The organism is Hylemonella sp. GW821-FHT12C09, assembly GCF_058807395.1.
Genome location: NZ_JBXAQQ010000006.1, coordinates 39,589 through 63,385, shown reverse-complemented (window position 1 = coordinate 63,385; position 23,797 = coordinate 39,589). Strand labels below are relative to the sequence as shown.

General features: G+C 62.7%; 21 protein-coding genes. 16 read left to right on the top strand and 5 right to left on the bottom strand.

Annotation, left to right across the window (positions count from 1 at the left end):
* The first annotated feature begins 148 nt into the window (after nucleotides 1-148).
* Complete coding sequence (locus tag AC1RRP_RS11310) at nucleotides 149-1,258, top strand: ABC transporter substrate-binding protein (RefSeq protein WP_493036189.1); 1,110 nt, start codon at nucleotides 149-151, stop codon at nucleotides 1,256-1,258.
* Between the two features lie 51 nt (nucleotides 1,259-1,309).
* Here AC1RRP_RS11310 and AC1RRP_RS11305 read toward each other — a convergent pair whose 3' ends face one another.
* Entirely contained in the window at nucleotides 1,310-4,276 is a 2,967-nt protein-coding gene (locus tag AC1RRP_RS11305; RefSeq protein WP_493036187.1) for a DNA topoisomerase III, read from the bottom strand.
* A gap of 98 nt (nucleotides 4,277-4,374) precedes the next feature.
* On the opposite strand from AC1RRP_RS11305, the gene AC1RRP_RS11300 reads away from it, so the two are divergent.
* Genes AC1RRP_RS11300 through AC1RRP_RS11290 form a run of 3 tightly spaced genes read left to right on the top strand, consistent with a single transcriptional unit; the run spans nucleotide 4,375 to nucleotide 6,350 of the window.
* A complete protein-coding gene (locus AC1RRP_RS11300; RefSeq protein WP_493036185.1) occupies nucleotides 4,375-4,905 on the top strand; it encodes an SET domain-containing protein in 531 nt (176 codons plus the stop codon).
* Nucleotides 4,906-4,916: 11 nt separating this feature from the next.
* The gene (locus AC1RRP_RS11295) at nucleotides 4,917-5,675 is read left to right on the top strand and encodes a biotin--[acetyl-CoA-carboxylase] ligase (RefSeq protein ID WP_493036183.1); all 759 of its coding nucleotides are present in this window, start codon (nucleotides 4,917-4,919) and stop codon (nucleotides 5,673-5,675) included.
* A 15-nt stretch (nucleotides 5,676-5,690) separates the two neighbouring features.
* A complete protein-coding gene (locus AC1RRP_RS11290) occupies nucleotides 5,691-6,350 on the top strand; it encodes an SPOR domain-containing protein (protein WP_493036181.1) in 660 nt (219 codons plus the stop codon).
* Between the two features lie 33 nt (nucleotides 6,351-6,383).
* Here AC1RRP_RS11290 and AC1RRP_RS11285 read toward each other — a convergent pair whose 3' ends face one another.
* The 3 genes from AC1RRP_RS11285 to AC1RRP_RS11275 are packed head-to-tail and all read right to left on the bottom strand — an operon-like array spanning nucleotide 6,384 to nucleotide 9,083.
* The gene (locus AC1RRP_RS11285) at nucleotides 6,384-7,823 is read right to left on the bottom strand and encodes a sensor histidine kinase (protein ID WP_493036179.1); all 1,440 of its coding nucleotides are present in this window, start codon (nucleotides 7,821-7,823) and stop codon (nucleotides 6,384-6,386) included.
* A gap of 38 nt (nucleotides 7,824-7,861) precedes the next feature.
* Nucleotides 7,862-8,539 carry a response regulator gene (locus tag AC1RRP_RS11280; RefSeq protein WP_057674361.1) on the bottom strand — a complete coding sequence of 226 codons (678 nt, stop codon included), beginning with the start codon at nucleotides 8,537-8,539 and terminating at the stop codon, nucleotides 7,862-7,864.
* A gap of 58 nt (nucleotides 8,540-8,597) precedes the next feature.
* Nucleotides 8,598-9,083: a MarR family winged helix-turn-helix transcriptional regulator gene (locus AC1RRP_RS11275; protein ID WP_493036177.1), complete on the bottom strand. Its 486-nt coding sequence runs from the start codon at nucleotides 9,081-9,083 to the stop codon at nucleotides 8,598-8,600.
* A gap of 132 nt (nucleotides 9,084-9,215) precedes the next feature.
* On the opposite strand from AC1RRP_RS11275, the gene recA reads away from it, so the two are divergent.
* Both recA and recX read left to right on the top strand, forming a co-directional pair.
* Nucleotides 9,216-10,271, top strand: coding sequence for a recombinase RecA (recA, locus tag AC1RRP_RS11270; protein WP_493036175.1), 1,056 nt, complete (start codon nucleotides 9,216-9,218; stop codon nucleotides 10,269-10,271).
* Between the two features lie 28 nt (nucleotides 10,272-10,299).
* Entirely contained in the window at nucleotides 10,300-10,770 is a 471-nt protein-coding gene (recX, locus tag AC1RRP_RS11265) for a recombination regulator RecX (RefSeq protein WP_493036173.1), read from the top strand.
* Here the strand turns inward: recX and argC are convergent, their stop codons facing one another.
* Complete coding sequence (argC, locus tag AC1RRP_RS11260; protein WP_493036621.1) at nucleotides 10,771-11,697, bottom strand: N-acetyl-gamma-glutamyl-phosphate reductase; 927 nt, start codon at nucleotides 11,695-11,697, stop codon at nucleotides 10,771-10,773.
* 168 nt (nucleotides 11,698-11,865) lie between these two features.
* Between argC and sucC the strand changes: the two genes are divergently transcribed.
* From sucC to AC1RRP_RS11210, 10 genes are all read left to right on the top strand, one after another.
* On the top strand, nucleotides 11,866-13,035 hold the full coding sequence (gene sucC, locus AC1RRP_RS11255; RefSeq protein ID WP_493036171.1) for an ADP-forming succinate--CoA ligase subunit beta: 1,170 nt from the start codon (nucleotides 11,866-11,868) through the stop codon (nucleotides 13,033-13,035).
* A 17-nt stretch (nucleotides 13,036-13,052) separates the two neighbouring features.
* A complete protein-coding gene (gene sucD / locus AC1RRP_RS11250; protein ID WP_493036169.1) occupies nucleotides 13,053-13,946 on the top strand; it encodes a succinate--CoA ligase subunit alpha in 894 nt (297 codons plus the stop codon).
* 124 nt (nucleotides 13,947-14,070) lie between these two features.
* Nucleotides 14,071-14,760, top strand: a complete 690-nt coding sequence (locus AC1RRP_RS11245) for a TerC family protein (protein ID WP_493036167.1) — start codon at nucleotides 14,071-14,073, stop codon at nucleotides 14,758-14,760.
* A gap of 393 nt (nucleotides 14,761-15,153) precedes the next feature.
* Nucleotides 15,154-15,939 carry a Stp1/IreP family PP2C-type Ser/Thr phosphatase gene (locus tag AC1RRP_RS11240; RefSeq protein WP_493036619.1) on the top strand — a complete coding sequence of 262 codons (786 nt, stop codon included), beginning with the start codon at nucleotides 15,154-15,156 and terminating at the stop codon, nucleotides 15,937-15,939.
* Nucleotides 15,940-15,981: 42 nt separating this feature from the next.
* On the top strand, nucleotides 15,982-16,614 hold the full coding sequence (locus tag AC1RRP_RS11235; protein WP_493036165.1) for an FHA domain-containing protein: 633 nt from the start codon (nucleotides 15,982-15,984) through the stop codon (nucleotides 16,612-16,614).
* 74 nt (nucleotides 16,615-16,688) lie between these two features.
* A complete protein-coding gene (locus AC1RRP_RS11230) occupies nucleotides 16,689-17,480 on the top strand; it encodes a 3',5'-cyclic-nucleotide phosphodiesterase (RefSeq protein ID WP_493036163.1) in 792 nt (263 codons plus the stop codon).
* Nucleotides 17,477-19,897 carry a GspE/PulE family protein gene (locus AC1RRP_RS11225; RefSeq protein WP_493036161.1) on the top strand — a complete coding sequence of 807 codons (2,421 nt, stop codon included), beginning with the start codon at nucleotides 17,477-17,479 and terminating at the stop codon, nucleotides 19,895-19,897. Before AC1RRP_RS11230 ends, AC1RRP_RS11225 begins: the two co-directional genes overlap by 4 nt.
* A gap of 188 nt (nucleotides 19,898-20,085) precedes the next feature.
* Nucleotides 20,086-20,565 (top strand): pilin, encoded by a 480-nt coding sequence (locus AC1RRP_RS11220; RefSeq protein WP_493036159.1) that lies wholly within the window; start codon nucleotides 20,086-20,088, stop codon nucleotides 20,563-20,565.
* Between the two features lie 104 nt (nucleotides 20,566-20,669).
* Nucleotides 20,670-22,316 (top strand): PglL family O-oligosaccharyltransferase, encoded by a 1,647-nt coding sequence (locus tag AC1RRP_RS11215; protein WP_493036157.1) that lies wholly within the window; start codon nucleotides 20,670-20,672, stop codon nucleotides 22,314-22,316.
* Between the two features lie 2 nt (nucleotides 22,317-22,318).
* Entirely contained in the window at nucleotides 22,319-23,791 is a 1,473-nt protein-coding gene (locus AC1RRP_RS11210; protein WP_493036155.1) for a PglL family O-oligosaccharyltransferase, read from the top strand.
* Nucleotides 23,792-23,797 lie beyond the last annotated feature (6 nt).

Here is a 23,797-nt window from a genome sequence, read left to right as displayed (position 1 = left end):
TGGGCGCTTCATCGCCGTGCTTGCCAAGGTTTGGATACCACGGGGGGTTGACGGCACGCGGCTTCTACCTATGATCCAGCCAACATGGGTACCTGTGGATGGCTCATGGATCAGGAGGGATGGATCAATGAGGCTTGCGCAGACTCTGATGGTGACCCTGGCGCTGCTGGTGGGTTCGGGCAGTCGGGCCGAGACCGGGGTGGGCGAGAAGGAAATCCTGGTCGGCCAGTTCGCCGCCATGAGCGGCCCGGCCGCCCAATTGGGGCAGCGCCTGAATGTCGGCATCCAGGCCTATTTCAAATCGGTCAACGAGCAAGGCGGCGTCAACGGCAGAACCCTGCGCCTGCTCACACGAGACGATGGCTACGAGCCCGACAAGGCCGTGGCGGCGGTCAAGGGCCTGATCGAGCAGGACCAGGTCTTTGCGCTCGTCGGCTCGGTCGGCACGCCGACGGGCCTGGCTGCGATGCCGGTGTTCACGGCCGCCAAGGTGCCCATGGTTGGCATGTTCACGGGCGCCCAGGGCCTGCGCGAGCCTTTCAACCGCTATGTCTTCCATGTCCGGGCCAGCTACTTCGACGAGACCGAGCGCATCGTCCAGCATCTGACCACGCTGGGCGTGAAGAAGATCGCCGTTTTTTACCAGAACGATGCCTACGGCAAGGCGGGCCTGGAGGGCATGATGCGGGCGCTGACCAAGCGTCAACTCAAGCCGGCCGCCACGGCCACGGTGGAGCGCAATACGGTGGATGTGTCGGCGGCGCTGACGGCCATCTTGCCTGAGCAGCCTGAAGCCGTGGTGCAGATCGGTGCTTACAAGGCGTGTGCCGAGTTCATCAAGCAGGCTCGCGCCAAAGGCTATGGTGGCCAGTTCTTCAACGTCAGCTTCGTCGGCTCCAAGGCCTTGGCGGACGAATTGGGGTCGGCCGGCATGGGCGTGGTGATCTCGCAGGTGGTGCCTTTTCCCTATATTCCCTCTGCACCGGTCGTGCGCGAGTACCAGCAGCGCATGAAGGAGGCTGGGCAGACCGAGCTGGACTTCTCCAGCATGGAGGGTTTCCTGATCGGCAAGGTCTTTGTGGAAGGTGTGCGCCGGGCGGGAAAGAACCTCACCCGTGACACCTTCATCTCCGCCCTGGAGTCCATGAAGGACGTGAACTTCGGCGGCTTCGAGATCAATTACTCGCCGCGCGACCACTCGGGCTCGAAGTACACCGACCTGACCATCATCGGTACCGGCGGCCGTTTCGTTCACTGACACACCGGGCTCGTGCGCCGGCGAGCCGGCACACGAGCCTGAATCCGCGCCTCAACTCAGGTGCTTGCCCACGATGCCGGCCAGTTCGAACATGGTGACCTGGGCTTTGCCGAACACCGGCTTGAGCTTGGCGTCGGCGTTGATGGCGCGTTTGTTCTTGTCGTCCTGCAGGCCCTGGGCCTTGATGTAGTCCCACAGCTTCTTGATCACCGCGGTGCGCGCCACCGGTTCAGCTCCGATCACGGCGGCCAACTCAGCGCTGGGGGTCAAACCAGCGGCCGGTTTGCGCGCGGTCTTGGCGGCCGTGGTTTTTGCGGCGGCTTTTTTGGCTGGCGCCTTCTTGGCCGCTACCTTTTTGGCTGGCGCCTTCTTGGCCGCCGGGCCCGTTGTCTTGGCGGCTGCACCCGCTGTGGACTTGGCAGCAGTCTTGCGCGGCGGGAACTTGGACGGTGCGAATTCGAAGGCGACTTTGTTGGCCTCCGCACTCCAGGCCAGGAAGGCCTTGAAGGGGCGGCGCGTGCGCATCGAGACAAACTTGTCCAGCAGGTCGGTCTTGCCCGTGCTCAGCAGCTTGGCCATCTGTTCGCGCTCGATGGGCTGCTGCAGGATGATCTGGCCGCTCTTGAAGTCGCAGCTTGGGGTGGGTTGGGCCAGGGTCGGGACCGTTCTCTCGCAGACGTAGTTCTTGCCGTGCTCGAACACCGCGCCACCGCACTTGGGGCAGGCGCCCAAGGATTCCTTGGCCGAGAAGTCCACCAGTTCGCCGGTCTCCTCCGCCTTGTCATCGCCAAAGTCGAATTCGAGCTTGTAGTTCTTCGTTTCCTCGTCGAACTTGATCACCATTTCGGCCGTGAAGGGCCAGCCGGCCTTGGAGCGGAAACCGTCCAGCGGGCCAATGCGCTTGTCGCGCAGGAATTGCTCCACCTCCGCGACTTCGAAAGTGCGGCCGGCCGGTGTCTTGCCAAAGGAAAAGCCGCAGCCCTCGCCCTCCCCCTTCTTGCCGGTGCAGGTGTAGCGACGGTAGTTTTCCTTGACGACGCCGCCGCAGTTGGGGCAGGGGGTGGTGAGCGTGGCGTAGTCGCCGGGCACGGTGTCGCGGTCGTACTCCTTGGCCTTTTTGACGATGTGCTCGGTCATGGCGGCGATCTCGCGCATGAACTCTTCGCGCGAAAGGCGGCCGTGCTCCATCTCGGACAGCTTGTATTCCCACTCGCCGGTCAGCTCGGGCTTGGAGAGCTCCTCCACGCCCAGGCCGCGCAACAGCGTCATGAGCTGGGAGGCCTTGGCGGTGGGAATCAGCTCGCGGCCTTCGCGCAGCATGTACTTTTCGTTGAGCAGGCCTTCGATGATGGCCGCACGCGTGGCCGGTGTGCCCAGGCCCTTCTCGTGCATGGCTTCGCGCAGCTCGTCGTCCTCGATCAGCTTGCCGGCGCCTTCCATGGCCGAGAGCAGCGTGGCTTCCGAATAACGTGCCGGGGGCCGGGTCTTCAGCCCCTTGGGCTCGACGCTGTTGATCTTGACTTTCTCGCCGGCCTGGACCGGCACCAGGGTCTTGCTGCTGCCCTCGCCCGGCGCCAGCTCGTCTTCGGCCTCCTTGCCATAGATGGCCAGCCAGCCCGGCTTGACCAGCACCTTGCCTTCGCTCTTGAAGTTGTGGCCGGCGGCCGTGGTGATGCGGGTGGTGACCTGGTACTCGGCACTGGGGAAAAAGATCGCCATGAAACGACGTGCCACCAGGTCGTACAACTTTTGCTCTGCATCGGAGAGGCCACTGGGCGCCTGCAGCGTGGGGATGATGGCAAAGTGGTCGCTGACCTTGGCGTTGTCGAAGATGCGCTTGTTGGGCTTGACGTAGCCGCCCTTGAGCGCCGTGGCCGCGTGGGGTGCCAGGTGTTTCATGCCGGAGTCGGCCAGCATGCCGAAGGTCTCCTTGGCCACGGCCAGATAGTCCTCTGGCAGATGGCGTGAGTCGGTCCGCGGGTAGGTCAGGGCCTTGTGGCGCTCGTAGAGGCTCTGCGCAATCGACAGGGTGGTCTTGGCCGAGAAGCCGAACTTGCCATTGGCCTCGCGTTGCAGGCTGGTCAGGTCGAACAGCATGGGCGAGGCCTGGGTGCTGGGCTTGCTCTCCTCGCTCACCGTGGCGGTCTGGCCGCGCACGGCGTCGGCAATGGCCGTGGCCTCCTGCTCGTTCCAGACGCGGTCGGCGCGCTTCTCGGCGTCGTCCTCGGTCTTTTTCCACTTCGGGTCAAACCACTTGCCTGCGTAGTCGCCGGCCTGGGCGCCAAAGCTGGCGTGCACTTCCCAGTAGTTGCGGCTGATGAACTTGCGGATCTGCTCTTCACGCTCGACCACCACGGCCAGGGTAGGCGTCTGTACCCGGCCCACGGTGGTCAGGAAAAAGCCGCCGTCGCGCGAGTTGAAGGCGGTCATGGCGCGCGTGCCGTTGATGCCGACCAGCCAGTCGGCCTCGGAACGGCTGCGCGCGGCGTCGGCCAGGGGCAGCATCTGCTTGTCGCTGCGCAGCTTGTCGAAGCCGTCGCGGATGGCCTGGGGCGTCATGCTCTGCAGCCACAGGCGGGAAACCGGCTTGCCCAGCGGCTTGGCCCCGCCGGCGTACTGCTCGATCAGGCGGAAGATCAGCTCGCCCTCGCGGCCCGCGTCACAGGCGTTGATGAGCTGGCCCACGTCCTTGCGCTTGGCCAGCTTGACCACGGCGTTCAGGCGCGTCTTGGTCTTGTCGACCGGCTTGAGGTCGAAATGGGGCGGGATCACCGGCAGATGGGCAAAGCTCCACTTGCCGCGTTTGACGTCGTACTGCTCGGGCGCCTGGATTTCCACCAGGTGGCCGACGGCGCTCGTGACGACGTAGTTCTCACTCTCGAAATGCTCGTCGTGCTTTTCGAACTTGCCCGCCGTGGGGGTGAGGGCGCGCACGATGTCCTGGGCGACCGAAGGCTTCTCGGCGATGACCAGGGTTTTGCCGACAACGGCGTTTTTGGCGGAAGCTGTACTTTTCATCTGACTACAATCCAGTTTCTCGCGTGCGCGTACGCGCACGCATACACGGGCGCGCCCGCGCGCGCCCATACGAGTTCACCTTACCAAATTTTTCAGCAGTGTCCAAGAATTCCGTTTCCGAGCCCGGCCGCCGTATCCAGACCCGACGCTCCGGCGTCCATGGCAAGGGGGTCTTCGCCGTCCAGGACATCCCCAAGGGCGAAACCCTCATCGAGTACGTGGGCGAGATCATCAACTGGAAGGAGGCACTGCGCCGCCACCCCCACGACCCCAAGGACCCCAACCACACCTTCTATTTTCATGTCGATGAAGACCATGTGATCGACGCCAAGGTGGGCGGCAATTCCTCGCGCTGGATCAACCATTCCTGCGAGCCCAATTGCGAGGCTGACGAGGAAGAGGGCCGGGTCTTCATCAAGTCGCTGCGCAAGATCAAGGCCGGTGAAGAGCTCAACTACGACTACGGCCTCATCATCGACGAGCCCTACACCAAGAAGCTCAAGTCGGAATACCCCTGCTGGTGCGGCAGCAAGCTCTGTCGCGGCACCCTGCTGGCGCCGAAGGACGACGAGCCCAAGAAATCCAAGAAGTCCAAAAAGAAGAACAAGTCCAAGAGCGACAAGCGCTGAAGGACCTTGCCATGTTGCGCTGGCCGGCCGAAGCGATCTGGGAAGCGGTGGCATCCACTTTGCCTGGTTTCACGGTCGAGGTGCTGCCGCAGGTGGATTCCACCAACACCGAGCTGATGCGCCGTGCGCGTACGGGCCGGCTGGAGCCGGTGCTGCTGGTGGCCGAAGCCCAGACCGCCGGCCGCGGCCGCCTGGGGCGGACGTGGCGCAGCGGGGCGCAGCCAGGGGAGGTGCTGACCTTCTCCCTGGGCCTGCCCCTGCAAATGGCCGACTGGTCCGGCCTGTCGCTGGCCGTGGGCCTGAGCGTGGCGCACAGCCTGCACCCGGACCTGCGACTCAAGTGGCCCAACGATGTCTGGCTGGCCGACCGCAAGCTGGCCGGCATCCTGATCGAGACCACCCAGATCGGCGCTGCGCGCTACGTGGTGATCGGCGTGGGGATCAACATCACCCCGCGGGACGCGAGCGGGCTGGCCACGGCGCCGGCCTGGCTGCAGGAACTCGACCCGGGGCTGACGGCACCGCTGGCGCTGCAGCGCGTGGCCGCCCCCCTGGTCAGGGACGTACAGCGTTTCGAGGCCCAGGGCTGGGGACCTTTCCAGCCCGCCTATGCAGCGCGGGATGCGCTGGCCGGCCGCGAGGTGACCTTGAGCGACGGCACAGGCGGCCAGGCCCGCGGCGTAGATGGCAGCGGCGCGCTGCTCGTGCATACTGCTGCCGGGCTGAAGAAAATCTCCAGCGCTGAAGTCAGTGTCCGGCCCTTGAACTGAAGACCCTCTCTCACCATGCTGCGCCTCCTCGTCCTGCTGCTGGTCCTGTTGAATGCGGGCTATTACGCCTGGTCGCAAGGCATGCTGCGCAGCTACGGCTGGGCGCCGGCTGAACAGAGCGAGCCGCAACGCCTGACACAGCAGATCCGTCCCGAGGCGATCCGCATCCTGCCGGCCGATGAGGGGCGCCGCGCCGAGCAGGTCGCGCTGACGCCACCCAAACCCCCCGAGTGCCTGCAGGCCGGCCTGTTTGACGAGGCCCAGACCGAGACCGTGCGCAAGGCACTGGAAGCCACGCTGCCTGCCGGTGCCTGGTCGCTGGAGCTGCTGGTGGAGCCGCCGCGCTGGATCGTCTACATGGGCAAGTTTCCCAACGCCGCAGCGCTGGACAAAAAGCGCCTGGAGCTGGAGAAGATGAAGCTCAAGCTGCAGTCCCTGGACAACCCGGAACTGCAGCTGGGCCTCTCGCTGGGGCGGTTCGAGACCCAGGCCCAGGCCCAGGCCGAATTGGCGGCGCTGCAAAAACGCGGCGTGCGGACAGCGCGCGTGGTGCAGGAGCGGCTCGAAATCCGGCAGAGCCAGTTGCGCATCCCGGCCGCCGACGAGGCCCTGCGACCCAAGCTGGAAGAAATCAAGCCGGCATTAGGCGACAAGACGCTGCGCAGCTGCCGTTGATCCGGCGGCCTTGCGGCCTGCACACGCTGGCCTTCACTCCGACGTGAGATCGAAGCGCACCGTGAAGCGAGCCCCCGGCGGCGTCTGGCTGGGGCGGGTGTCTTCCACACTGATGCGGGCGTGGTGCTGTTGCGCGATTTCCTGTGCGATGGGCAGGCCCAGGCCCGAGCCGTCCACGTCATTGCCCAGGGCCCGGTAAAAGGGCTGGAACACCAGCTCACGCTCGGCCGGCGTTATGCCCGGCCCCGAATCCTCCACTTGCAGCACGATGATCTTGCCGAAAGGGTCGGCCAGCACGCGTGCGGTGATGACCCCCGGTTTGTCGATGCTGGACGGTGTGTAGTTGATGGCGTTGTCCAGCAGGTTGCGTACCAGCTCCTTGAGCAGCGTGGGATTGCCTTCGAGCATGACGCCGGGCATGGCCGGCTGGGCACCTTCGTAGCCCAGGTCGATGTGCTTTTCCATGGCGCGCGGCACGCAGTCCTGCACGACTTCCATGGTGAGCCGGGCCAGATCGCAGGGCTGGCGGCTCATGGCCGTGGTGCCGGCCTCGGCACGTGCCAGCGCCAGCAACTGGTTGACGGTGTGGGTGGCGCGGATGCTCGCGCGGCCAATCAGCCGCAGCGACTGCTTGAGTTCTTCGGTGCTGGTGCCTTCACGCTGGGCCAGGTCGGCCTGCATGCGCAGGCCCGCCAGCGGTGTCTTGAGCTGGTGGGCGGCGTCGGCCAGGAAGCGTTTTTGCGTGCCGATCGAGTCCTTGAGTCGCAGCAGCAGATCGTTGACCGATGAGACCAGGGGCGCTACTTCCAGCGGCACCGTCTGCGCATCCAGCGGGCTGAGGTCGTCCGGGCGACGGGCGCGGATGCGCTCTTCCAGGCGGCTGAGGGGCTTGATCGCCTGCACCAGTGCCAGCCAGACCAGCAGCACGGCCAGCGGCAGCGTCACGAATTGCGGCAGCATCACGCCCTTGATGATCTCGGCGGCAAGTACCGATCGTTTGTCCAGCGTTTCTGCGACCTGGATCAGGACCGTTTTCGAGGTCTGCGGGTTCAGTGGAACCCACATGTAGGCGACCCGGATGTCCTGGCCGTGAAAGGTGTCGTCCCGCAGGCGGACCTCGCCGCTGGTGATCGGGGCGTCCTCGGGCGGTAGCGGGAAGTCGCGCTCTCCACTGAGGTACTCACCGCGTACGCCCAGGACCTGGTAATAGACCGTGTCGATGTCATCGGCGCGCAACAGCTCGCGTGCAGGCAGGGGCAGGTTGAACTGCACATGCTGCTGGTTGACCGTGACCAGCTGGGCCAGGGCGTTGACGTTGTATTCGAGCGTGCGGTCGAAAGGCTTGCCGGCGATGCCTTGCGCGACCAGCCAGGTCAGCACCAGGCTGATCGGCCACAGCAGCAGCAGCGGCGTGAGCATCCAGTCCAGGATCTCACCGAAGAGCGAGCGCTGCTCGCGCTGGAAAAGTTTCACGATGCAGGCGTCGCGGTGGAGTAGGCCATGCCCGGCGGTCAGCTGTTCGGGATCTTTTCGAGACAGTAACCCAGGCCGCGCACGGTGGCGATGCGGATGGGGCCTTTCTCGATCTTCTTGCGCAGGCGGTGGATGTAGACCTCGATGGCGTTGTTGCTCACTTCCTCGCCCCACTCACAGAGGCGCTCGACCAGCTGGTCCTTGCTGACCAGGCGGCCGGTTCGCTGCAGGAGCACCTCCAGCAGACCCAGTTCGCGTGCCGAGAGTTCGACCATGCGCCCGTCGATGGTGGCCACGCGTCCGGCCTGGTCGTAGACGAGCGGACCGTGTTTGATATGGCTGCTGGTGCCACCCATGCCGCGGCGCACCAGCGCGCGTACGCGCGCTTCCAGCTCCTGCAGCGAGAAAGGCTTGGCCATGTAGTCGTCGGCGCCGTAGTCCAGGCCCTTGACGCGCTCCTCCACGCTGTCGGCCGCCGTGAGGATGAGCACGGGGAGGCTGGAGCCGCGGGCGCGCAGCTTTCTGAGCACTTCCAGCCCGTGCAGCTTGGGCAGGCCCAGGTCCAGGATCAGCAGGTCGAACTCATTGTTGGTCATCAGCGCCGCGTCGGCTTCGGAGCCGCTGGCCACGTGATTCACGGCCGCACCTGAACTGCGCAGTGTGCGCAGCAGGCCGTCGGCCAGTACCTGGTCATCCTCGGCGATCAGTATCCGCATGCATGTCTCCTCGCGCCTGCCGGCTGTGGACGCCGGCTGGGCGCTTCATGTGCCGATTCTAGGCGCTGGCATAGGCTTCGAGCCCAAGGGCAATCACGGTGGCTACTTCGGGGCTTACGGCCAGTTTGAGTTCGGCTTCCGCCTGGATCACGGCCCGCTGGAAGCCGCGCAACCAGGCCAGGCCCGCGGGCGTGAAGCGCACCAGCTTGGCGCGGCCATCGCGCCGGTCGGCTTCGCGTGTGACCAGGCCCCAGGCCTCGCACTGGTCGACCAGCTTGCCCATGGCCTGTTTGCTCATGCCGGCCGATTCCGCGAGCTCCTGAAGTCGCGCGCCCTGCACGGCCAGATGGCGTGTGATGTGGATGTGGGCGGCGCTGACCTGGCCGCGCGCCGCGAGGTTGGACAGGGCCAACGGCACCTCGGCGTCATGTGCCATCAGGTGGAGCACGCGCTGGTCAAAGCGGCGCATCGCGTGGCCCAGCAGGCGCCCCAGGTGGGTCTGGCGCCAGCCGTCGTCGAGCGGGAATGTGGCAGCATCCGTCATGACTAAATGGTAAACCAAAATGACTAATTTATGGCTTTACTCGAAAGTACAAGCCGGATAAATTACTGATCAAGCATCCAGCCTGTGATTAAAAACACTGGAACCAAGTCAACCCCACCCAAGGAGCAAGTCATGGACGTATCCGGCAAATCCATCAGCGTCGCCAATAGTGAAAAAGCCAAGGCCCTGCAGGCCGCGCTGGCCCAGATCGAGAAGCAATTTGGCAAGGGCACCATCATGCGCCTGGGCGAGGGTGAGGCGATCGAGGACATCCAGGTCGTCTCCACCGGCTCGCTGGGCCTGGACATCGCCCTGGGCGTGGGCGGCCTGCCGCGTGGCCGGGTGGTCGAGATCTACGGCCCCGAGTCCTCGGGCAAGACCACGCTGACCTTGCAGGTCATCGCCGAGATGCAGAAGATCGGCGGCACCTGCGCCTTCGTGGACGCCGAGCACGCGCTTGACGTGCAGTACGCGCAGAAACTGGGCGTCAACCTGCCTGACCTGCTGATCTCCCAACCCGACACAGGCGAGCAGGCGCTGGAGATCGTCGACAGCCTGGTGCGCTCCGGTGCCGTGGACCTGATCGTGATCGACTCGGTGGCCGCCCTGACACCCAAGGCCGAGATCGAAGGCGAGATGGGCGATTCCCTGCCCGGCCTGCAGGCGCGTCTGATGAGCCAGGCCCTGCGCAAGCTGACCGCGACGATCAAGAAGACCAACTGCATGGTCATCTTCATCAACCAGATCCGCATGAAGATCGGCGTCATGTTTGGCAGCCCCGAGACCACCACCGGTGGCAACGCGCTGAAGTTCTACGCCTCGGTGCGCATCGACATTCGCCGCACGGGCACCATCAAGAAGGGGGATGACGCCATTGGCAACGAAACCAAGGTCAAGATCGTCAAGAACAAGGTGGCGCCACCCTTCAAGACTGCGGAGTTCGACATCCTGTTCGGTGAAGGCATCAGCCGCGAGGGCGAGATCATCGACATGGGCGTGAACGCCAAGATCATCGAGAAATCCGGCGCCTGGTACGCCTATAACGGCGAGAAGATCGGGCAGGGCCGCGACAATGCGCGCGAGTTCCTGCGCGAGAACACGGAACTGGCGCACGAAATCGAGAACAAGGTACGCGAGTCGCTGGGCATCCCGTTGCTCAACGAGGCGGCAGAAGCCGAAGCTGAATAAGTCGAGAGCCGGTAACGGGGAACGAGCCATGGCGACGGCACGGTTGTCGTTCCAGGTCACCCTCAAGGGCCGGGCGCTGCGCCTGCTGAGCCGGCGCGAGCACTCGCGCCGCGAGCTTGAGCGCAAGCTCCAGCCTTACGAGGAGGAGCCCGGCACGCTGGCGCAGGCGCTCGACGAACTGCAGGCCCGGGGCTTCATCAGCGAGGAGCGGGTGGCCGAGTCGGTGCTGAACCGGCGCGCGAGCCGGCTGGGCTCGACGCGCATACGCCAGGAGTTGCAGGACAAGGGGCTGGACGGCGATCTGATCGCGCGGACCCTGTCCGGCCTCAAGGAAAGCGAGCTGGCACGTGCGCGCGAAGTCTGGCAAAGAAAGTTCGATGCCCTGCCGCAGACGCCCCAGGAGCGGGCGCGGCAGACGCGGTTTCTGCTGGCGCGGGGCTTCACCGGGGAGGTGGTGCGCCACGTGCTGGGCGGCGATCCGGCCGACGAGGAAGTCTGATCACAGGCCCAGCATCAGTTTGAGGTTTTGCACCGCGGCGCCGCTGGCGCCCTTGCCCAGGTTGTCCAGGCGCGCCAACAGTACGGCCTGGCCCAGCGCATCGTTGCCATAGACGCTGAGTTCCATTTTGTTCGTACCGTTGAGCGCGGTCGGCTCCAGCCGGCCACCTGCTGCCGGCGGTACCACGCTGACCCATTCGCTGCCGGCGTAGTGCGTACGGAGCACCTCTTCCAGCTGTTGCGTGCGCGTGACGCCCTTCAGCAGATCAAATTGCAGGCCGATCTGGTCCAGCATGCCGGCGTAGAAATTACCCACAGCCGGCACAAAGATGGGCCGGCGGCTCAGGCCGCTGTAGCGCAGCAGCTCGGGCAGGTGCTTATGGGCGAGGCTCAGACCGTAGATTTCCAGCGGCGGCGCGCTGTGCGTGACCTCATAGGCCTCGATCATCTGGCGGCCGCCACCCGAATAGCCGGAGTAGCCCGACATCACGACCGGATAGTCCGGCGGCAGCAGGCCGGCATCGACCAGCGGTCGCAGCAGGGCGATACCGCCGGTCGGGTAGCAGCCCGGGTTGGCGACGCGGCGCGCCTGCGCCACGGCCTGGGCTTGGCTGCCGGTGAGTTCCGGGAAACCATAGACCCAGCCCGGTGCGACCCGGTGCGCGGTGGAGGCGTCGATGATCTTGGGGCCGGGCCGGCCCGACGTCTTTTCCAGCGCGTCGACCAGTGCCACGGTCTCGACAGCGGCCTCGTCGTGCAGGCAGAGGATCACCAGGTCAGCGCCGGACAGCAAGTCCTGCTTCGCGGCCGGGTCCTTGCGCCGCTCCGCTGCAATGCTCAACAGTTCGACCTGCGGCATGGCCAGCAGGCGCTCACGGATCTGCAGGCCGGTGGTTCCGGCTTCACCGTCGATGAAGATTTTCTGGATGGACATGGCTTATGCCTTGATTGACCGAAATTATGGGATTGGGCCGAAATCCGTCAGTTTTGGTGCAGAGCAACATGATACATTCCAAGGCTGTGCTGACCCCAGCACCAGCCACGGGACACGCCGGTTCCGTGGCTGGACTGAAATCCATTTCCTGAGAGAGCCCTCATGAAGATCCACGAGTACCAAGGCAAGGACATCTTGCGTCATTTTGGTGTGCCTGTGCCGCGCGGCATTCCGGCCTTCACAGTCCAGGAGGCGGTCGAGGCTGCCCAGAAGCTGGGCGGCCCGGTCTGGGTCGTCAAGGCGCAGATCCATGCGGGCGGCCGCGGCAAGGGCGGTGGCGTGAAGGTGGCCAAGTCCATCGACGACGTCAAACGCCTGGCGGGCGAGATCCTGGGTATGCAGCTCAAGACCCACCAGACCGGTCCCGAGGGTCAGAAGGTCCGTCGCCTCTACATCGAGGATGGTGCCGACATCCAGAAAGAGTATTACCTCTCCGTGGTGACCGACCGCGCCACGCAGAAGGTCGCGTTCATCGCGTCCAGTGAGGGCGGCATGGACATCGAAGAAGTGGCGCACGCCACGCCCGAGAAGATCGTCAAGATCTTCGTCGATCCGCTGACCGGCCTGACCCAGGCGCAAGGCGTGGAACTGGCCAAGGGCGTGGGAATGCCCGCTGATTCGCAAGCCCAGTTCATCGACGTCTGCCAGAAGCTCTACAAGTGTTACATGGAGACCGACGCCTCGTTGGTCGAGATCAACCCGCTGAACCGCGATGGCAAGGGCAACGTCATCGCCCTGGACGCCAAGTTCAACTTCGACGCCAACGCCCTGTTCCGCCATCCCGAGATTGTGGCCCTGCGTGACCTGGACGAGGAGGACCCGGCCGAAATCGAGGCTTCCAAGTTCGACCTGGCCTACATTTCGCTCGATGGCAACATCGGCTGCCTGGTGAACGGTGCCGGCCTGGCCATGGCCACCATGGACACCATCAAGCTGTTCGGCGCCGAGCCGGCCAACTTCCTGGACGTGGGTGGCGGTGCCACCCCCGAGAAGGTCACGGAAGCCTTCAAGATCATGCTCAAGAACGACAAGGTGAAGGCCATTCTGGTCAACATCTTCGGTGGCATCATGAAGTGCGACACCATCGCCACCGGCGTGATCACGGCCTGCCGTGCAGTGAACCTGAGCGTGCCGCTGGTCGTACGCATGAAGGGCACGAACGAAGAGCTGGGCAAGAAGATGCTGGCTGGGTCCGGTCTGCCCATCATCAGTGCCGACACCATGGCCGAAGCCGCCCAGAAGGTGGTCGCAGCCGTCAAGGCCGCCAAGTAAAGCACGAAGGAAAAGTCATGTCGATCTACATCAACAAAGACACCAAAGTCATCACCCAGGGCATCACCGGCAAGACCGGCCAGTTCCACACGGAAAAGTGCCAGGAATACGCCAACGGCAAGAACTGCTTCGTGGCTGGCGTGAACCCGAAGAAGGCCGGCGAGTCCATCTTCAACATCCCGATCTACGCTTCCGTCAAGGAAGCGGCCAAGCAGACCGGCGCCACCGTGTCCGTGATCTACGTTCCCCCGGCTGGCGCCGCGGAAGCCATCTGGGAGGCCGTGGAGGCGGATCTGGATCTGGCGATCTGTATCACCGAGGGCATCCCGGTGCGTGACATGCTGATGGTGCGCAACAAGATGAAGGCCAAGGAAGCTGCAGGCGGCAAGAAGACCCTGCTGCTGGGCCCCAACTGCCCCGGCCTGATCACGCCCGACGAGATCAAGATCGGCATCATGCCCGGCCACATCCACCGCAAGGGCCGTATCGGCGTGGTGTCCCGCTCCGGCACGCTGACCTATGAAGCCGTGGCGCAACTCACCGAAATCGGCCTGGGCCAGTCCTCGGCCGTGGGCATCGGCGGCGACCCGATCAACGGCCTCAAGCACATCGACGTCATGCGGGCCTTCAACGACGATCCGGACACCGATGCCGTCATCATGATCGGCGAGATCGGTGGCCCGGACGAGGCGGAAGCCGCGCGCTGGTGCAAGGCCAACATGAAAAAACCCGTGGTCGGCTTCATTGCCGGCGTGACGGCCCCCCCCGGCAAGCGCATGGGCCATGCCGGCGCCCTGATTTCCGGTGGCGCCGACACGGCCGACGCCAAATTGGCGGTCATGGAGGAGTGCGGCTTCAAGATCACCCGCAATCCGTCCGAGATGGGCAAGCTGCTGAAGGCGCTGCTGTAAGCAAAAATACGCATCCATAAGTGTGTGCAGTTAAGGCACACTTGGTCGAAAGATCCCTGGGAGCGCTCCAGACGGGCTGTCTGGAGCGCTCTTTCATTACAGATATAACTTCAGGAGCACTTCGATGGAATTCTTGCAGGATGTCAACTTCTGGATCGGTCTGCTCAAGATCGTCTGGATCAACATCATTCTGTCCGGCGACAACGCCGTTGTGATTGCGCTGGCGGCCCGATCGCTGCCGCCGCATCAGCAACAAAAAGCCATTCTTTTTGGCTCGGGCGCCGCCGTTGTATTGCGTATCGCGTTGACCCTGGTGGCAGCCCAGCTGCTGCAGATGTCTTTCCTTCAGGTGGTCGGTGGTCTGCTGCTGCTGTATATCGGTGTGCAGCTGCTCAGTGAAGACGACGAAGAAGAAGAGGGGCATGGCAAGGAGGGCGGCGGCCTGATGGCTGCTGTGCGCACCATCCTCATCGCCGATGTGGTCATGAGTCTGGACAACGTGATTGCCGTCGCGGCCGCTGCCAAGGGCAGCAACCTGCTGCTCATGATCGGTCTGGCGATCAGTATTCCCCTGGTGATTTTCGGCAGCACCTTGATGATCAAGCTCATGGAGCGTTTCCCGATCATCGTGACATTGGGCGCGGCCTTGATTGGCTGGGTCGGTGGCGAGACCATCGTCAGTGACGTGGCGCTCAAGGAAATCGCCATGGAAAATCCCTGGCTGCATTACGTGGCCGCCGCAGCGGGCGCGATCTTTGTGGTCCTGCTGGGGCGCGCTCTGCAGAAGCGACATAAGTCGACGGCAGAAGGCTGATTTCGGCTGGGCCGGAGCCGGTTTCCGGGGTATCCCGGTTTCCGGGCCGGCCCTTATCCCGGCCAGGCCCAGGACTTTGCAAAAAAAAGACAAACCCTGCGCATTACTACCTTGCCGGCCGGAAGTTGCTCTGCTAAGGTTGTCAGCTTGTATTGCGTACGCTCAGTACGCTGGTTTCATGGTGGGCTCTTGAATATCTACATCACGAGCCCCGCGGATCTGAACAGGCACGAATTGGCAACTTCAAACTCCAGCAGGCGGTCTCCACCGGAATTGAGGCCGGCGTTTGCCGTGCCTTTGCGAGCATCCTTCCTGAATACGGGCGTGCGGCATGGCCTTTTTGCAGGTCCGATCTTCCCCCGGGTAAATCATTGAGCCATGACGACAGAAGCCATGATTTACAGGTTTTGCGCGCAGACCGACTCGGGCCTGACGCGGGAAAACAACGAAGACGCAGTCGGCTTTGACGAAGGCACGGGTGTAGCCATCCTCGCTGACGGCATGGGCGGCTATAACGCCGGGGAAGTGGCCAGCAGCATGGCCACGTCCATCATCAATTCGGAGATGAGCCGCTGGCTCACCGAATCGGCGACGACAGCTACCGTTCAGGACATACGCCGGGCACTTGAAATCTGCGTGGGCAATGCCAACGCGGCGGTTTTCCGGGCCGCGCACGCCAATGCGCACTATTCCGGCATGGGTACCACCCTGGTGGCCGGCGTGTTTCGTGGTGCAGACCTGGTGATCGGGCACATCGGCGATTCACGCTGCTACCGGCTTCGCCAGGGGGAATTGGTCCAGATCACGCGGGATCATTCATTGCTGCAGGAGCAGATCGACGCCGGCCTGCTGACGCCCGAGCAGGCGGCCTTGTCCATGAACAAGAATCTGGTGACGCGTGCCCTCGGGGTGGACGATGGGGTCCTGCTGGAGGTACATGAGCACGCTGTTGAACCCGGCGACATCTACCTGATGTGCTCGGATGGTTTGTCCGATATGGTCAGGGATCAGGACATTGCGAAAATCCTGCAGATGCCATTGACCGCTGAGCTGCGGGCGAAGGCCTTGGTCGACACCGCCAATGCACATGGCGGTCGCGACAATATCACGGTCCTGCTGGTCCAGGCCGAGATGGGTGCAGAAAAGCGCGGTCTAATGGCCCGATTGCTGGGAAAATAGCAAAGGCATATTCATAACGAGCAACAGGAATAGGAGTCGGGCATGCCGAAAATGATCGTATCGATCGACGGTGTTGTCATCAAGGAAGTGCAGTTGACCAAGGAGCGCACAACCTTCGGGAGGCGACCATACAACGACGTGGTGATCGACAATCTGGCCGTCAGTGGTGAACATGCAGCATTGCAGCTGTCTGGCAACGAGGTCACGCTGGAAGATCTGAACAGCACCAATGGCACCTATGTCAATGGCAAGGCCGTCAAGAAGCAGGCTTTGCAGAACGGCGACACCATTGAGGTTGGCAAGTACAAGATCAAGTTCGTCAACGAGGCCGAGGCCCCGGGATTTGACAAGACCATGCTCTTCAAGCCGGGAGAAACCCCGATGCCGGCCGCCGCCGCCGCAGAGGGCGGCAACCTCAATGGCGCGCTGCGCGTACTTTCCGGTACGGCTTCTGGCCGCGAAGTCCCGCTGACCAAGGCGGTCACGACGGTGGGCAAGCCGGGGGTGGCCGTGGCTTCGATCTCTCGCCGATCCCAGGGTTTTGTCGTGGCGCATGTCGAGGGCTCCGGTATTCCGCTGCTCAACGGTGCTCCGATCGGCAACGAGCCCGTAGCCCTCAAGAGTGGCGACGTGATCGAACTGGCGGGCACGAAAATGCAATTCATCCAGAATTGAGCCTGCGGCGGGTCCGGTCGGGTCCGCCGAACCCCGCAAGCCTGCGTCTGGCGCAGGCAGACTAAGGAGTGGTCATGAAGGTGCGTGTGTTGGGCTGCTCAGGCGCGATCGCCAGGGAATGCCGCACCACGTCCTTTCTTGTCGATGACGACGTTCTGGTAGATGCGGGGACGGGGGTTGGCGACCTGACCCTGGACGAAATGCTGGGCATCGACCATGTGCTGTTGACGCATGCCCACCTGGACCATGTGGCTGCTTTGCCCCTGATGCTCGACGCGATTGCAACGCGTCGTGGCCGTCCGGTGCTGGTACATGCGCTGGCGGGCACCATCGAGGCACTCAAGGACCATATCTTCAACGATGTCATCTGGCCGGATTTCACGCGTCTGCCCACGGTCACTACCCCGTTTATCCGCTTCGAGGAGATCCGGGTGGGGCAGGTGTTGCGCATAGGCGATAAGCACATCGAGGTGCTGCCGGCCGTGCACACGGTGCCAGCGGTGGGTTATGCCGTGATGGCGCAGCAGGCCTGCTGGGTGTTTTCGGGCGACACAGGGCGCAACCCCGCTTTCTGGCGCAGGGTCAACCAGCTCGACGTCAGCATGCTCGTGATTGAAACGGCCTTTAGCAGTCGCGAGAGCCAGCTCGCAGAAACGAGCCAGCATCTTTCGCCCGAAGTACTTGCGCAGGAGCTGGACTGTATTGCGACTGACAAAAAATACCCGATCTACATCACGCATACCAAACCAGCAGAAACCGAGTTGATCATGTCTGAAATCCGCAAACTGGAAGGCCACCGTCCCGGTGCGAAGCAGGCAGCGCATGACATACGCTGGATGCAGGCCGGGCAGGAGTTTGAACTATGAGCGCCGTCATGAAACCACCGGGCGGAGGCACGCCTGCCGAGCAGGCCTTCCCCGATTCCCGGCAACCGACATCGGACAAGCAGGACAAGTCTTTTGAGGCCCTGTTTGTGCGCCAGCTCAAGCAGGTGGTGCTGCGCATACACGAGACTGAAAACGTCGAGCAGATCATGCTGGAGGTCAGTCCCGAGATCTGCAAGCTGTTCAACGCCGACCGCCTGACCCTGTATGCGATCAGCGATGACGAAACATCCATCGTTTCCAAGATCAAGACCGGCCTGACCAGCAGCCGCGAACTGAAGCTGCCCATCAGCCCCCAGAGCATCGCAGGGTATGTGGCCTTCAGCCGCAAGCTGCTGAACCTCGCGGATGTCTACGATGAGGAGGCGCTCAAGCAGATCCATCCCCAACTGGCCTTCCTCAAGGAGGTCGACAAGCGCTCCGGCTACCGGACCAAGCAGATGCTGGTATCGCCCATCATCGAGGGCGGCAACCTTTACGGCGTGCTGCAGGTCATCAACAACAAGAACGACCAGCCCTTCAGCGAGCTGGATATCAAGGGTGTCATCCAGCTTTGCAAGACACTGGCCACGGCCATTCGCCAGCGCCTCCAGAAGGTGGATGAGCCGCAGCGTATCCGGGCGACCAAGTATGACGGCCTGGTTGCAGATGGCCTGCTCAGCGGTACCCAGCTGCAGGACTGCGTCCAGGAGGCGCGCAACGAAGGCCAGCCGGTCGAGCATCTGTTGCTGAGCAAGCACCAGATCACGCCGGCCCAGGTCGGCCCCTCGCTGGCCAGGTTTTTCGGCGTGCCTTACGAGCCCTTCAATGCGGGGCGCATCCGTTCCGAAATGCTGCATGGTTCGCTCAAGCGTGAATTCGCCGAAGGCCAGGGCTGGATCCCGCTGGAAGAGTCTCCCGAGGGCCTGGTCATCATGTGCCTGGACCCCGAGGCCACACGCGGCGCGCGCGTCGTGCCGCAGGTGTTCTCACGCATCAACAAGTTCTCCTACCGTGTCACGACGCAGACCGAGTTCGAGCAGACGCTGGCCCAGCTGTTCGGTGCCATAGCCGACGGCACTTCGATCGACCAGTTGCTGGCCGACATGGGCGGCCCGCTCGATGACGAGGGTGGCAACGACGATTCGCTGGAGTCGGCTGCGGCGGACAATGAACTGGTCAAGTTCGTCAACAAGATCATCATCGAGGCCTATCAGCAGAAGGCCTCGGACATCCACATCGAGCCCATGCCGGGCAAGCTCAAGACCGGCATCCGCTTCCGCATCGACGGCACATTGGCGCCCTATATCGAGGTGCCGGCACATTTCCGCCAGGCCATGGTCACGCGCCTGAAGATCATGTGCGACCTCGATATTTCAGAGCGTCGCAAGCCGCAGGACGGCAAGATCAAGTTCAAGAAGTACGGGCCGCTGGACATCGAGCTGCGGGTCGCGACCATTCCCTCGGCCGGCGGCGTGGAAGACGTGGTCATGCGTATCCTGGCGGCGGGTGAGCCGATCCCGCTCGAAAAGCTGGGGCTGACTCCGCATAACCGTGAACGCCTCGAATCCACGGTCAGCAAGCCCTATGGCCTGTTTTATGTCTGTGGCCCGACGGGCTCCGGCAAGACCACCACGCTGCACTCCATCCTCAAATTCCTCAACACGCCGGACACCAAGATCTGGACGGCCGAGGACCCGGTGGAAATCACGCAAAAGGGCCTGCGGCAGGTGCAGATCAACAAGAAGGCCGGCATCGACTTCGCGCTGATCATGCGGGCCTTCCTGCGCGCCGACCCGGACATCATCATGGTGGGCGAGTCGCGCGACAAGGAGACCGTGTCCATGGGCGTGGAAGCCTCGCTGACCGGCCACCTGGTGTTCTCCACCCTGCACACGAACTCCGCGCCGGAGTCCATCACGCGCCTGCTGGACATGGGCATGGACCCCTTCAACTTTGCCGACGCACTGCTGGGCATCCTGGCCCAGCGTCTGGCCAAGAAGCTGTGCGACTGCAAGGAGCCCTACAACCCAGGCACATCGGAGGTCAACAGCTTCATCTCCGAGTACGCCCAGGAATTGCGCAACACCAAGGCCTGGAAGGCGGACTTCAGTGGCGAAGCCCAGAAGCTCTATGAGGAGTGGGTGGTCAACTACGGAGAAGACGGCAAGCTGCGCTTCTACAAGGCCGTGGGCTGCGACAAATGCAACAAGACCGGCTACAAGGGCCGGCTGGGCTTGCATGAGTTGCTGATCGCCGACGACCACATCAAAAAGCTGGTGCAGGAGCGGGCCCGCGTGGCCGAAATCTTCGCTGCGGCCGTGGAAAGCGGGATGCGGACCCTGAAAATGGACGGCATGGAGAAGATCATGTTGGGCATGACGGACCTGAAGCAGGTGCGTCAGGTCTGCATCAAGTGACAAAGTTGGTTGAACAAAAATGTCAGTCCAATACGAAAATTGAACAGAGATGGGCTTGGAATGGGCCTTGATTCATGGACTTTGCCGCAAAGCAACGAATTAGTTCACAGTTCCGGGCTGGCACGGAAACTGCTGGTTAGGTACCATACAGCACCGCTGTATCCATTTCTTTAACCAAGGAGCTATTCATGCGTACTCTGCAAAAGGGTTTCACCCTGATCGAACTGATGATCGTGGTTGCGATCATCGGCATTCTGGCCGCCGTCGCCCTGCCGGCCTATCAGGACTACACCAAGCGTGCCAAGATGTCCGAAGTGATTCTGGCGGCTTCTGCCTGCCGTACCACCATCACCGAGATGTACCAGTCCGCCACCATGTCCACCGCCGCTAACAACTGGGGTTGCGAGGCCGGCCCGAACGTGTCGACCAATACCGCTCAGCCCAGCAAGTACGTGGCTTCCATCTACACCGATATCAATGGCAAGATCACGGTTACCTCCTTGGTGGAGGGTGCTCAGGGTGATGTGACCCTGGTGCCGATGAAAAGCGCGGCTGTGCCGTTGGTGGCTGCCGATCTGGGCACGCCGGTCTTCGGCTGGCGTTGTGGTGCCACGGGTGATGGCACGAACGTCAAGCCCAATTTCCTGCCCGGCTCCTGCCGCGGTTGATCTTGCCTAGCGCAAGCGTCACAAATAAAACGCCCCGCGAGGGGCGTTTTTCATGGCCCACGCTTGTTTTGGCGTTGGGTCTTTTGGCCTATCTAGGGGCTTGGTTGACGCCCAACCATTACCCGCCGTGGCTAAGCTTTCACAGCGAAGCCCTGACGTTTCTGTCCTTGGTGGTGGTGAGTCTGGCCTGGGCGTCCCGAAAACAGACTTTGGCGCTGGACCGGGCCGTCCTGCTGCCCATGGCACTGGTCGGGGTGATCTGGCTGCAATGGGCGGCGGGGCAAATCGCCTACTCTGGTGGGGCCGTCATGAACAGCCTCTATCTCTGTGGATTCACCTTGGCCTGGTTGCTGGGTAGTAACCTTGCGGATGAATCCACCGCCGGTGACAAGGTATTGAGCTGGCTGGCGGGTTTGCTGGTCGTCGCCGCTGTTATCTCAGTCTATATCGCGGCCTTGCAGTGGCTCGATCTGGAGGCGGGTTACGCCAATCTGATCGTGGAGCGCCCTCAGGGCGGGCGTCCCAACGGCAATCTGGCCCAGTCCAACCACTTGGCCACCCTGCTCCTGATGGGGCTGGTGATGAGCGTCTGGCTCTACCAGCAACACTACCTGAGGGGCTGGCAAACCTGGGCTTTGGTCGCTTGGCTGTCCTTCGGGCTGACCATGGCGCAATCCCGCGCCGGCTGGCTGTCCGCAGCCTTGCTGGGCCTCTTTCTTCTGTGGCGCGGCAAGAAATCCTGGAGGATCGGGGGGGCGCGAGCCATGCTGGGCTGGTGGGCCATGCTGCTGGGCATGTGGATAGCCTGGAAGCCTGCAAACGTCACGTTATTGGCAACAGGGGAGTCGCGGGCGGTTGCTAGCTTGACGCAGGACAGCGCCCGCGTGGTCTTATGGCGCCAGATCCTGGCCGGCATTGAGCAGTCGCCGTGGTGGGGTTACGGTTGGGGGCAAACGGTGGCGGGCCACAAGGCAGGTACGGCTTACATCAGCAACGGCTTGCTCACCGACTACGCACATAGCCTTGCGCTGGATCTCATGTTGTGGCTGGGTATACCGCTGGCGATTCTGTTGATGGCAACCATGGCCTGGTGGCTGCTACGCGCCGCGTACCGCATCAATGACCCGCGCCAACTGCTGCTGTTGGCAGCGACACTACCGGTTCTGGTTCACAGCCTGGTTGAATTCCCGTTCGCGTATGCCTATTTTCTCTTCACGGTCGCGTTCCTGTTCGGTTCAATGAGCATCAGGCAAAGTGCCGAGAAATCAAGTGCGTGGATTATCGATCGCTTGCCAGCAAGGTGGATAGGGATCACGCTGGTTCTGGTGTTTGCTGGTTTGTCCGCGCGAGTTGGATACGAGTATGTGCAGGTGGAGGAAGACTACCGGGTCATGCGCTTTGAGATGCGAAGCGTCGGTCGCACACCGGAAAATTATGAAGCACCAGATCTGTGGATACTCAACCAGCTGGGTGCCGTTCTGACACTGGGACGGGTCAATCCCCGCCCAGGGATGTCCAGCGCAGAGCTGGAGAGCATGAGAACGCTCAACAGAAACTACAACTGGGCGATCCTGCAAATGCGCTACGCAGTGGCACTTGCATTGAACGGGCAGGTTGAGCAGGCCCAAGTAGAGATGAAATCCCTCCGGGCCCACTACGGCGAAATCAGCTACAGGCAAACCAGACAGCTGATCCTGGAACAACAAAACAATCAGTACCCGCAGCTGAAAGAACTGAAGTTGCCAGAGTGAGTATGGGATACCGAGACAGCGCGCTGGTTTTGCTTCTGGCGCTACCGTGGCTCAATCCCTGGACGTTCGGTCCGTCGCCTAGCGTTTTGTCGTGGCAGGTGACCTTCGGCTCTGGCGTTCTGCTGTGGCTGGGCAGACGTCAGCTTTCGGCGAACGTCATCTTCACGGGCTGGTTGCTGGCCGCCGCTCTGAGCGCCGTCATCGGCTTGCTCCAGTATTCCGGATGGGCACATGGCCTCGGTCCGTGGCTCGCCTACGCTCCGGCAGGAGAGGCGTATGGCAATTTGCGCCAGAAGAACCAGTTTGCCACGCTGACCAATATGGGGTTGGCCGCGGCGATCGTGATGTCGGCGAAGGCAAATCCAGCGAACAGCATGCTGAAGACGGGGCTGTTCGGAATGGCGCTTGTTCTGGCTGCAGCCAATGCAACATCCGCGTCGCGTACCGGCCTGCTGCAGTTGATCATGCTGGCCGGGATGGCCGCAGTCTGGGGGCTGTGGCGCCAAGCAGACCAACGTCGGCTGCTGATTGGTGGATTGCTCGCGTATGTGGTCACAAGCATGCAGCTGCCACCATTTGCAGGCAATGATGCATCTACCCTGGGGGTGTGGTCGCGCTTGCGAGCGGCAGAAGATCCGTGTGCCAGCCGGCTCGCCCTCTGGGACAACGTGACGCACCTGATCGCTGCCAGGCCGTGGACCGGTTGGGGCTGGGGTGAACTGGACTATGCACATTTCATCACGCTCTATCCAGGCGTTCGCTTCTGCGAAATTCTCGATAACGCGCACAACCTGCCGCTGCATCTTGGTGTGGAATTGGGCGTGCCGGCAGCCTTGCTGCTTTGTGGACTGATACTGTGGCTGGGCTGGCGCGCGCGCCCTTGGCGAGAAACGGATGCCGACCGACAAGTGGCGTGGTGCGTGCTCGGCCTGATCCTTCTGCACAGCATGCTGGAATACCCGCTTTGGTTTGGCCCATTTCAGCTCGCGGCGCTGCTCTGCGTCTGGGTCCTGGTCAGGCAAACCGGGTCGCCGTCTGTGATGACGGCTCAGTTTGCCCGCAGGAAGCGGGAATGGGTCTTGGCAGCAATCGCTCTGGCGGGGCTGGGTTACTCGGCCTGGGACTACTACCGCGTCAGCCAGATCTTCTACCCGCCGGATTTCAGAGCGGCAGCTTACCGCGACAACACGTTAGAGAAGATACGGGGGACGTGGCTGTTTCAGGATCAGGTCCAGTTTGCAGAGTTCACCATAACGCCGCTGACCCCAGAGAATGCAGCGTACCTGTACGAAATGGGGGAGCGGGTGTTGCACTATTCACCCGAAGCACGCGTGATCGAGAAACTGATCGAGTGTGCGGTCCTTTTGGGACAAGACGATGCGGTGCGCTTCTATCTGGTGCGCTACAAAGCAGCCTTCCCGAAAGAGCATGCGCGTTGGGCGGAGAAACAGCTAAAGCCGGTAACGCCTCAGTAGCAAATC